We start from the raw sequence: 9,942 nt of genomic DNA, 5'->3' as shown, positions 1-9,942 counted from the left end.
CCAGGAAGGGACCGGGGCGCCCGGTCTCGCGGTACTCCTCCACCGGCACCAGGGGCACGCCCGGTGCCATCCGGTCGACGTAGAGCCGGCCTTCCAGGTGGTCAATTTCATGTGCGACCAGCCGGGCCATGCCGAATTCGAACGACGTGATGATCCGGCTGCCGTCCCACTGGGCGTGTTCCACGTCCAGGCGCAGTGGCCGGGGCACCAGACCTCGGTGGTCGAAGAAGGAGAGGCAGCCCTCGTACTGCTCGTCGGTCTCCGGGTCGGCGTCGACCACCCGCGGGTTGAGCAGCACGACCGGCTCCGCCGACCGGTCGGGCGGCCGCACCACGGCCGCCGCGCGGCCGATGCCGAACTGCGGCGCGGCGACACCAACACCCTTGCTGAACGGGTGCAGCTCGTCGAGCCGGGCCAGTGCCATGACGAGCCGGTCGACCACGTCCCGGGCGACATGTTCCTCAGCGGGCAGGTCGAACGGGCGGGCCCGCTGGCGGAGCAGGTCGTCTCCGCGTTGCACGATGCCGAGGCCGCGCATCCGGTCGCTGGGTCGGACCCGGGCGGCGCCGGGGCCGATGTCCGGTTCGGTCTCCGGGCGGGCACGGAACCGCCACTGCATCCGGTAGCGGGCGTTCAACGGGGGGTCGTCGGTCTGCCAGTCGTAGATCACCCGGTCGCCCTCGTCGTGACGCTGCGGCGCCGTCCGCAGCGGGCCCTCCTCCGCGCTGAGCGAGGTCTCCACGCCCCAGACCTGCGGGTCGAGAGCAGCGGGCAGATCCAGGCGTACGGCGAGCTGGCGGGTGGGCAGTCGGACGGCCCGCTGGAACCAGGGGCCCCACTTGTCGTGGCCGACGCTGTACGCGTACTCGATGGTGGCCCGGTCGCCCGGGTAGAGGGGGAAGCGTCGCTCCCCGTTCTCGAAGAGCAGCCAGATCTCCTTGAACGCGTCCCGATCGTGCTTGGCTCGCCAGTGCATCGGCTCCGGGTCTCCGCCGCCGTCGTCTCGACGGGCCTGTATCTGCAGCTCGGCGAAGGTGAGGGGGTGCTCCCGGTGGTGCCGGTTGGAGCGGCCGGGGTCGTTCGGGTAGCGGTCGACGGCGACCCGGACCAGGTAGCGGGTGACGGGCTCGGTGCCGGCGTTGTAGAGCTCACGGTGGATAACGCACCGGTAACCGTCGTCGGCGTGGGTGAGGGTGGCCAGCTCCCGTTCCACGACCAGCCCGGTGCCGGGTGGCAGCCACTGGCCTGGCAGGTACGACTCGCGGTGCGGATGACCCGCCCGGGCGTGCCGAAGGTCGTCGTACTCCCGGAAGCGCTGCCAGATCGCGCCGCTCGCCTCCAGGACGGCCTCCGCGCGGCGGGCGAAGTCCTCGGTCGGGCGGTGCCGGCGCCCCTCGACGTGGCTCACGTAGGACGGGTCGAACCCCATCAGGACGGCCAGTTGCTTCTTGGACAGCCCGCGCCCGGTCCGTTGCCGGGCGAGTTCGGCCGCGAAGGAGTCGGCAGCCCGTTCGAGGGGTGAGGTAGTCATCAGCTTCCTCGTGGCCGGGGCTATAAGTTTTCACGTTCCGTGCGCGGGCACACACGCAAGTGGCATGTTTTCGACACATCGCTTGACAATTCACCGATGGCCGTCGATTGTGCGGCGGCGTTTCCCAGCAGGGACTCCGGGTAGTAGCCGAAGCACTACTCCCGCCGAACACGGGGGTGACCTGGGCGTCCGGGATGTGACCAAGGTGAGGCTTCCCTTACGGCCACGGGCTTGGTTAGGCTAGCCTTAGCTCAGGACGGCACTGGTTCGTCCGCCGGGGCGCACTCCTCGGTCAGACAGACAGGGGACGACTCAGGTGACAGCGGTGATGCCACGGCGCGAGGCCGCCACCACGCCGCTCGCCCCCGTCACCGCTGCCCTCCGGGCCATGTTCGGCACCGACGACCTGCCCGGCCTCGCCCGGGGCCTGCTGGTCGACGACGAGCTCGGCTGGGCGCCCGCCACCACCCTGATCGATGGCAGCCGACTGCCGGAGTTGCTGAACGGCGCGGCCGTCCGCTGGGGCGGCACCCCGCACGCCTGCGCGGCGCTCGCCTGGAAGTCCTACAGCTACTGGGCGGCCCTGCCGGTCGTGCTCGGCTGGGCCTCCGCCCGGCGGGTGCCACTGCTCGACCCGGCCGACCTGCTGATCCATTTCGAGGACCACCGGCAGCTGCTCACCATGGGCCTGCGCCGGGGGACCACGGTGGCGGTGCTGCCGAACGACCCGCTGGCGCTGACCGGCCTGCCGGAGGTGCGGGTCGTCGCCGACGAGGCGGAGCTGCTGGCCGCGCTGCGCGCGTCCCTGCTCGACGCCCACCTGGCGCCGCTCATCACGGCGATCCAGTCCGAGGTCCGGGTGGGCACCCGGACGCTGCTCGGCTCGGTCGCCTCCGGCATCGCGCACGGCATCCTGCGGGCTGCGGACGCCCTGCCCGGCTCCACGGTCCAGAGCATCGACACCCTGCTGGGCGCACTCGACCTGGCCGACCTGATCGAGCTCGTGCCGGGGCCGACCGGTGAGCCGACAGTGCAGCGCCGCACCTGCTGCCTCGCCTTCACCCTGCCCCGCCCGAAGGTCTGCCAGGGCTGCTGCGTCCGCTAGGCCAGACCGGGGCGGTATCGCTCAGTCGGTCAACGGCCGGACATCCCACACCCACACGCCGCCGGTGAAGACCGGTTGGATCCCGGTCAGCTCGGTCATGCCCCGGCGCAGCGCGGTCTCGTGCTCGTGTGGCCCGAGGATGACCACCCCGGCCCGCCAGTAGCGCAGGTCGTCGACCGCTCGGACCCGGCTCTGCGGCGTGATCGGCGGCACCGCCCCGGTGCGTCGGATGGTGGTGAAGAAGCTGCTGGTGGGGCGGGGGGTCGCACCGAACAACGCGACCTTCGGCGGATCGGCGTCCGGGCGGGTGTCCGGGCCGAGGAAGTAGCCACGGGCCAACGGCATGTCCAGCCGGGTCGTCGCGGACCAGCGCAGCGGCTCGGCGTAGGTGGTGTCCGGCAGCGGCAGGGTCACCACACTGCGCCCACCGGCCACGTACGGCCGCCACGCCCCACTGGTCACGAAGCTGGGGACCGGGTCGGGGCGGGCCACGGGCAGCGGGGTGGGGACGATCGGCAACAGGGCCATCGTGAGCACTGTGGCGGTGACGAAGCGGATCTGCCCCCGGGCGGCCGGGTGCGCGTAAGCCAACTCGCGGGCACGTTCGGCGCCGTAGGCGAGCAGCAGCCCGATGATCGGGGTGATCGCCAACGCCCAACGCGTCGGCACCACCGAGTGCAGGATGGGCAGGTTCTCCAGCGCCGCCCAGGGGCCCGGCACACCCGTACCCCGGTTGTCGAAGCGGACCTCCCGCCCCAGCGACAGCACCGCGAAGAGCAACCCGAGCGCGGCCAGCGCGAGCACCACGATCGACCGGCGCAGCCACCAGACCAGGGCGATCACCAGCACCACAAGGGCCCACCCGAAGAAGCTGTTCTCCTCGGTCGGGTTCTTGGCCAGGCCCGCGGCGGTGCGCGCGCTACCGGCCAGCGACTCCCGGGAGTACGCGAGGAACGAGGCCACGTCGCTGGAGTAGCCGCGGATCAGGCGGGACAGCCCGGAGTACGCCCCCGGTCCGAAGAACTGGACGTACAGGGGGTACGCGAGCAGGAGCCCGGCGACCCCGGCGGCGACTGCCAGCCCGGCGAGGAAGGATCGGGCCCGCGGCCGTAGATCCGCGCGGCCGAGGGCGAGCACGCCGACGACCACGCCGAGCCCGATCGCGGTCATCAGCAGGATTTCCAGGTTGAGGAACGCCTGCCAGACGATGACCAGCGCGAGAAGGATCCCGTTGCGCAGCCAGCGGCCCGGTTCACCAAGTCGTAGCGTGCGCCAAATGATCAACGGGACGACGAACTGCGACACGATGTTCGGGTGCCCATTGGCGTGGGACACCATGGCCGGCGCGAACGCGCAGAAGCCGGCGGCAAGCCACGCCGGCCCCCGACTGCCGATCAGAACCCGGGAGAGCAGGAAATACCAGGCCGTGGCGGTGGCAATCATGCCGGCGGTCAGAAAGATCAGAAATGACGCTCGCGGCCCGAACAGCAGGGTGATCGGCGTCATTGGCAATGAAATGGATAATACGGACGTATTGGCCATCAGATTGACGCCGTCGGGCACGTTCATCTGATTGGAATGGAACGGATACGCAAAGTGCGTGACTACTCGCGCACCGTGCGCCATCATCCATTCAAACTGCGACTGATCCGACTGGTTGTCCCGCACATCGCTGTCCGGGTCCAGCCAGAGTCGACAGGTGACCCAGAAGCCGAGCACCACGAAGCTCAGCACGGCGGTCAGATCGGCCCACATCCCCCTACGGGAAGGCCGATCGGCGCCGGAAGCCCCCTCCGCCGACGGCGCGGCGGCCGGGCTGCGGCTGCCGCTGGGCACGTCCGGTTCAGGAGTAGTCATGACAATTCATAGGGTAGTCAGCGCCTGGCAGCGCCGTGACATGTTTCGGGGTACTGCCGTACTATGTGCCGGGTTCGCCGACCGCCGATCACGAACCCACCCCCCGACCACAATTCGGCCACCCCGATGCCCCGATTCTTTCGCCGTCCCAGCGGATGATTCACTCTGTCGGTCCAGGCACGGGTCGAGTTCATACCGTGAGGAATCGACGCATGGCAGAAATCACTGGGGACCAGCGCGTGCAGTCCGAGGTGCTGGAAGGCCTGGCAACCGCTGTCAACCACCGTCGCTGGTTCATCGAACTGGCCGTGCCGTACCTCGGCGACGACCCGATCGAGATCGGCAGCGGTCTCGGTGACTACGCGCTGGAATGGTCCGAGCGGCTGCCACGGTTCACCGCCACCGAGGCCGACCCGGACCGGCTGCTGCAGCTCAAGGAGCGCCTCGCCGACCGTCCGAACGTCGACGTCCGGCAGATGCTGCTGCCGCACAACGACCGGGGCGACTACAGCGCGGCCGTCTCGTACAACGTCCTGGAGCACATCGAGGACCACGTGGGCGCGCTACAGAGCATGCGCGACCTGGTCCGACCCGGCGGTGCCGTGATCATCATCGTGCCCGCGTTCCAGTTCGCTATGGGCCCGGCCGACATCGCCACCGGGCACGTCCGCCGCTACACGAAGAAGACGCTCGGGGCGGCGATGACCGAGGCCGGTCTGACCATCGAGAAGATGCACTACGCCAACGCGCTCGGGCTGATCGGCTACTTCATGGCCACCAAGGTCTTCCGGCTGATGCCGAAGGAGGGCCCGATGGTCAAGGTGTACGACACTCTCGTCCTGCCCGCCACCAAGGCCGCCGAGCAGCTCGTCCTCCCGCCGTTCGGCCAGTCCGTCTTCGCCGTAGCCCGCGTCCCAGCCTGACTCCGCACCCCGCGCTGGTCTTGCAGCAGGGACCAGCCTGCCCAGTCGATCATGGAGTTGTGGTGCCCGGCTTGGTGCTTGCCGGGCGTTTTGTCACCCACCACAGCTCCATGATCGACGAGACTCGGCGGCGTGGCCCACCCTTCCCGGGTTAGTCCTTGATCTGGTACGTCGGGCGGATCACCGCTCGGGCCAGGGTGTGGAACGTCAGGTTGAAGCCGACGTAGGCGGGCGTGGCGTCCGGGGTCAGGTCCAGGCGGTCGACGTCCAGGGCGTGCACCGCGAAGACGTACCGGTGCGGGCGGTCGCCGGCCGGCGGAGCCGCCCCGCCGTACCCCTGCTCGCCGTAGTCGTTGCGGACCGAGAACGCCCCGCCGAGGTCGGTACCCGCCGCGCCTCCAGCCCCGGTGGGCAACTGGGTGACGTTGACCGGCACGTTCACCAGCACCCAGTGCCAGAAACCGCTGCCCGTCGGCGCGTCCGGGTCGTAGCAGGTCACCGTGAAGCTCTTCGTCTCGGCGGGAAAGTCCGACCAGGCCAGCTGCGGCGAGACGTTGTCACCCCCGGTGCTGCCATGCGCGTGCCGGGCGTCCATCGGCTCGCCGTTCTGCACGTCGTCGCTCGTCAGCGTGAACGAGGGCAGCGTCGGCAGCAGCTCGTACGGGTCCGGGGCGATCGGTCGTTCCAGGGTCATGGGGACGCGTCCTTCCGATGTGCGGAGATACCAGCCCCTTCTTACCCCGCCGCGACCCTCCCGACGACCGGAAGCACGCGCTGACCGACTGTGGTTTCGCAGAGCTACGGTTGAGTTCGGGCAACGCTCCTCAGGGGGACCTCGTGGCCGGCATCTGGCGGGACTTCGCGGTAGCCGTCCTCACCGCGTTCCGCCGCCGGAACGAACGAGCCATCGCCGACGACCGCCGACGCGCGGTGGAGCGACTGGCCGAGGAGACGATCCGCCGGGAGCGGCGAACCGTCGACCCGCCGGAGTGACCGGGAGGCCGGACGCCGGAACCCTCCGGGGCGACCAGACACGATGATCTGATGTGGCGGATCTTCCGGTCCCGGCCGGTGGTCACCGCGGAGACTCACCGACCGACGCTGTTCGAGGTCTTCTTCGACCTGGTGCTCGTCTTCGGGCTCATCCGGGTCACCACGTTCATGAGCGAGCGGCCCTCGACGGTGACCCTGGTGCAGGGCCTGCTCGTCCTCATACTGCTGTGGAACTCCTGGCTCGTCTATGCCTGGCTGGGCAACTACGTCCGGCTCGACGTCGGGTTGATCCGGGTAGGCATCGCCGTGGCGATGGCAGCGGTCTTCCTCATCGCGTTGGTCCTCCCCGAAGCCTGGGAAACCGGCAGGGGTACGAGGACACCCCGGCTGATCCTGGTGCTGGCGTACCTGGATCCCGCTCGTCCTCGGCGCGGTGTTGGGCGGCACCGCGCAGATCCTGCTCTGGGCGGCGGCGCTCATCATCGACATGGGCGGTGGAGTGCTCGCCCTGCTGGTGGGCGGGTGGCCGGTCCGCAGCCCCGGCCACTTCGCGGAGCGGCACGGCCTGGTGGTGATCATCGCGCTCGGAGAGTCTCTGATCTCGGTCGGCGCCGGCGTCGGAACTCAGATGATCCACTGGCCGACCCTGCTGGCGGCGCTGCTCACGCTCACCGTCACTGGTTGCCTGTACTGGCTGTACTTCCCCAGTGCGTCGAGCGCCGGCAACGCACTGACGACGGACTCCGGACTGCACCGGGGCTTCGTGGCCGGCAACGCCTACAGCGTCGCCCACCTCCCGCTGCTCGCCGGAACCATCTACGTGGCGCTGGGGGTCGAGGAGGTGCTCGCCGGCATGGCGCACGGGAAGTCGCACGAAACCCTGCACTGGATCCCGGCTGTCGCGCTGTTCGGCGGGACCGCCCTGTACCTCGCGGGCCGGGCGACGTTCCTGGCACTCAGCGTCCGGTGCGTACGACCCGAGCAGTTTCTCGCCCCCGCTGTGGCGCTGCTGCTACTTCCCGTCGGCCGTTACCTGCCCGGTCTGGCCGCTCTGGGCCTGCTCACCGCGTTCCTCGTCATCCTGCTCAGCTACGAGGCGTGGACCAGGCGCAGTGCCGCCGGGATCGACTGACCCGCGCGAGATCCACTCGACATTCAGGAAATCGCGGCATCCGCGCGGCCGTAACACCCCGACTTCTTGTGAGTCGAGTGGATCAAGAATGGCGGAGGGTGTGGGATTCGAACCCACGAAGACATCGCTGCCTTACCGGTTTTCAAGACCAGCGCCATCGGCCACTAGGCGAACCCTCCTTGGCCGCCACCCCGTGGGCGTACGGCCACGCATAGTCTGCCACGGCTCGCTCCGGGCGGCCCGGCGTCCCTCCCCGGTACGCCGGCCAGGCGGTCTGCCGTGTCCACTGTGGGCCGGGCGGTGCGCCTGCGGCGCCCGGGAAGATCGGGAAGACTGGGCCCATGCGAGCCATCACGATTCCGGAGCCCGGTGGACCCGACGCGCTGGTGTGGGCCGAGGTGCCCGACCCGGAGCCGGGCCCGGACGAGGTGATCGTGGACGTGCGGGCCAGCGGGGTGAACCGGGCTGACCTGCTGCAACGGCAGGGGCACTACCCGCCGCCGCCCGGCGTGCCCGCGTACCCCGGGTTGGAATGCTCTGGGGTGGTCACCGAGGTTGGCGCGGACGTCGCCGGGTGGGCGGTCGGGCAGCAGGTCTGCGCGCTGCTGGCCGGCGGCGGGTACGCGGAACGGGTCGCGGTCCCCGCCGGGCAGTTGCTGCCGGTGCCGGCCTGCGACCCGGTCGACGCGGCGGCGCTGCCCGAGGTGGCCTGCACGGTCTGGTCGAACCTGGTCCAGGTGGCGCGGCTCGGCGCGGGCGACACGCTGCTGGTGCACGGCGGCGGCAGCGGGATCGGCACCTTCGCCATCCAGTTCGGGGCGGCCCTCGGCGTGACGGTGGTGACCACCGCGCGGGGGGCCAAGCACGCCCGGCTGCGTGAGCTGGGCGCGGCGCACGTCATCGACTACCGGGAGCAGGACTTCGTCGAGGAGGTCCGGCGGATCACCGACGGACGCGGTGTCGACGTCATCCTCGACATCATAGGTGGGTCCTACCTGGGGCGGAACGTCTCCACGCTGGCCACCGGCGGTCGGCTCGTGGTGATCGGGATGCAGGGCGGGCGCAAGGCCGAGTTGGATCTCGGCGCGCTGATGACCAGGCGGGCCAGCGTCACCGCGACGTCGCTACGGTCCCGTCCGCTCGCCGAGAAGGCGGAGATCGTCCAGGGCGTACGGGACGAGGTGTGGCCGTTGGTCGAAGCGGGCCGGATCCGGCCGATCGTGGACCGGCGGCTGCCGATGACCGAGGCGGCGCAGGCGCACCGGCTCGTCGAGTCGAACGACCACTTCGGCAAGGTGCTGCTCACCCGCCCGCCGGGCGGAGGGTCGGCCGTCAGCTGACCTCAGCGGCCCGGCCGTCAGTTGACCGAGCCGGCCGGCGTCGGGTCGACGATCGGTCGGGGCAGCACCAGCCGGGCGCCCGGGCCCTCGCCGGCCAGCGCGTCCTCCGGGTTGTTCAACGTGCAGCGCTGCAGGGACAGGCAGCCGCAGCCGATGCAGCCGTCCAGGTCGTCGCGGAGCCTGGTGAGCAGCCGGATCCGCTCGTCCAGCCGGCTGCGCCAGCTCGCCGACAGCCGCGCCCAGTCCTGCGGGCTCGGCGTGCGGGCCTCGGGGAGCGAGTCGAGTGCCTCCCGGATCTCGTCGAGCGAGACGCCGACCTGCTGGGAGATCCGGATGAAGGCGACCCGCCGAAGCTCGGCGCGGGCGTACCGGCGCTGGTTGCCGCCGGTACGGTCGGCGCGGATCAGCCCGAGTCGCTCGTAGTAGCGCAGCGCCGACGGTGCCACCCCGGAGCGGGCGGACAGCTCACCGATCGTCAATGAATCCGGCATCCCCAGGTCCTTGAGTTGAAGTCCACTTCAACTAACACAGTAGTGGCATGGCCACCACACTGACCACCGACAGCAGCGCCCGACTACCCGGGCTGATCCGACGACTGACCGGCGACGAGAAACACGCGCCGAGCGCGCACTCCACCGTCGACGTGCTCCAGGTGCTCTACGAACGGGTGCTGCGGGTCACCCCCGACACCGCCGACGACCCGGAGCGGGACCGGTTCCTGCTCTCCAAGGGCCACGGACCGGCCGCCTACTACGCGGTGCTCGCCGCGCACGGCTTCATCCCGGACGCCTGGCTCGACGACCTGGCCGGACCGGAGAGCCGCCTCGGCCACCACCCGGACCGACTCCTGGTGCCCGGGGTCGAGATCGGCTCCGGCTCCCTCGGGCACGGCCTCGGGCTGGCCGTCGGCACCGCGCTCGGCCTGCGCGCCCAGGGGCTGCTCAACCCCCGGGTGTACGTGCTGCTCGGCGACGCCGAACTGGACGAGGGATCCAACCACGAGGCGATCGCGTACGCCGGAGCGACCGGCCTGGACAGCCTCACCGCTGTCGTGGTCGACA

At 70.4% G+C, this 9,942-nt stretch carries 9 protein-coding genes, 1 tRNA gene and 1 pseudogene; 6 read left to right on the top strand and 5 right to left on the bottom strand.

The annotated features are described in order from the left end of the window. Positions 1 to 1,531: peptide deformylase (locus ABZ749_RS19985; protein WP_357229825.1), on the bottom strand; the 1,531-nt coding region annotated here is incomplete at its 3' end. Between the two features lie 328 nt (positions 1,532 to 1,859). Here ABZ749_RS19985 and ABZ749_RS19980 point away from each other — a divergent pair. Beyond that, on the top strand, positions 1,860 to 2,636 hold the full coding sequence (locus ABZ749_RS19980; protein WP_357193762.1) for a hypothetical protein: 777 nt from the start codon (positions 1,860 to 1,862) through the stop codon (positions 2,634 to 2,636). Positions 2,637 to 2,657: 21 nt separating this feature from the next. Here ABZ749_RS19980 and ABZ749_RS19975 read toward each other — a convergent pair whose 3' ends face one another. Beyond that, complete coding sequence (locus ABZ749_RS19975; RefSeq protein ID WP_357229827.1) at positions 2,658 to 4,391, bottom strand: hypothetical protein; 1,734 nt, start codon at positions 4,389 to 4,391, stop codon at positions 2,658 to 2,660. Between the two features lie 314 nt (positions 4,392 to 4,705). On the opposite strand from ABZ749_RS19975, the gene ABZ749_RS19970 reads away from it, so the two are divergent. Continuing rightward, positions 4,706 to 5,416 carry a class I SAM-dependent methyltransferase gene (locus ABZ749_RS19970; protein WP_355004428.1) on the top strand — a complete coding sequence of 237 codons (711 nt, stop codon included), beginning with the start codon at positions 4,706 to 4,708 and terminating at the stop codon, positions 5,414 to 5,416. Between the two features lie 151 nt (positions 5,417 to 5,567). On the opposite strand, the gene ABZ749_RS19965 is transcribed toward ABZ749_RS19970, so the two are convergent. After that, positions 5,568 to 6,110, bottom strand: coding sequence for a YbhB/YbcL family Raf kinase inhibitor-like protein (locus tag ABZ749_RS19965; protein WP_357229822.1), 543 nt, complete (start codon positions 6,108 to 6,110; stop codon positions 5,568 to 5,570). A 143-nt stretch (positions 6,111 to 6,253) separates the two neighbouring features. Here ABZ749_RS19965 and ABZ749_RS19960 point away from each other — a divergent pair, with 143 nt between their 5' ends. Next, positions 6,254 to 6,409 (top strand): hypothetical protein, encoded by a 156-nt coding sequence (locus ABZ749_RS19960; protein WP_357229820.1) that lies wholly within the window; start codon positions 6,254 to 6,256, stop codon positions 6,407 to 6,409. Between the two features lie 51 nt (positions 6,410 to 6,460). Then, positions 6,461 to 7,541 (top strand): annotated as a pseudogene (locus ABZ749_RS19955) (low temperature requirement protein A). 89 nt (positions 7,542 to 7,630) lie between these two features. Here ABZ749_RS19955 and ABZ749_RS19950 read toward each other — a convergent pair. Next, positions 7,631 to 7,720 (bottom strand) — tRNA-Ser (locus ABZ749_RS19950). 162 nt (positions 7,721 to 7,882) lie between these two features. Between ABZ749_RS19950 and ABZ749_RS19945 the strand changes: the two genes are divergently transcribed. Next, the gene (locus ABZ749_RS19945) at positions 7,883 to 8,881 is read left to right on the top strand and encodes an NAD(P)H-quinone oxidoreductase (RefSeq protein ID WP_357229818.1); all 999 of its coding nucleotides are present in this window, start codon (positions 7,883 to 7,885) and stop codon (positions 8,879 to 8,881) included. A 17-nt stretch (positions 8,882 to 8,898) separates the two neighbouring features. Here ABZ749_RS19945 and soxR read toward each other — a convergent pair whose 3' ends face one another. Beyond that, the gene (gene soxR, locus ABZ749_RS19940) at positions 8,899 to 9,372 is read right to left on the bottom strand and encodes a redox-sensitive transcriptional activator SoxR (protein ID WP_357229816.1); all 474 of its coding nucleotides are present in this window, start codon (positions 9,370 to 9,372) and stop codon (positions 8,899 to 8,901) included. Between the two features lie 47 nt (positions 9,373 to 9,419). Between soxR and ABZ749_RS19935 the strand changes: the two genes are divergently transcribed. After that, a partial coding sequence (locus ABZ749_RS19935) for a transketolase (protein WP_357229813.1) occupies positions 9,420 to 9,942 on the top strand: 523 nt, incomplete at its 3' end.

Source organism: Micromonospora sp. NPDC047753 (assembly GCF_040642735.1).
Classification (GTDB): Bacteria; Actinomycetota; Actinomycetes; order Mycobacteriales; family Micromonosporaceae; genus Micromonospora.
This window is presented reverse-complemented; position numbering and strand designations above follow the sequence as displayed.

What these genes read in the sequence shown, in the direction of transcription:
- ABZ749_RS19970 (WP_355004428.1), top strand. Translation starts at nt 4,706, where the DNA reads ATGGCAGAAATCACTGGGGACCAGCGCGTGCAGTCCGAGGTGCTGGAA.
- ABZ749_RS19945 (WP_357229818.1), top strand. Translation starts at nt 7,883, where the DNA reads ATGCGAGCCATCACGATTCCGGAGCCCGGTGGACCCGACGCGCTGGTG.
- ABZ749_RS19980 (WP_357193762.1), top strand. Translation starts at nt 1,860, where the DNA reads ATGCCACGGCGCGAGGCCGCCACCACGCCGCTCGCCCCCGTCACCGCT.
- ABZ749_RS19975 (WP_357229827.1), bottom strand. Translation starts at nt 4,391, where the DNA reads ATGTGGGCCGATCTGACCGCCGTGCTGAGCTTCGTGGTGCTCGGCTTC.
- ABZ749_RS19965 (WP_357229822.1), bottom strand. Translation starts at nt 6,110, where the DNA reads ATGACCCTGGAACGACCGATCGCCCCGGACCCGTACGAGCTGCTGCCG.
- soxR (WP_357229816.1), bottom strand. Translation starts at nt 9,372, where the DNA reads ATGCCGGATTCATTGACGATCGGTGAGCTGTCCGCCCGCTCCGGGGTG.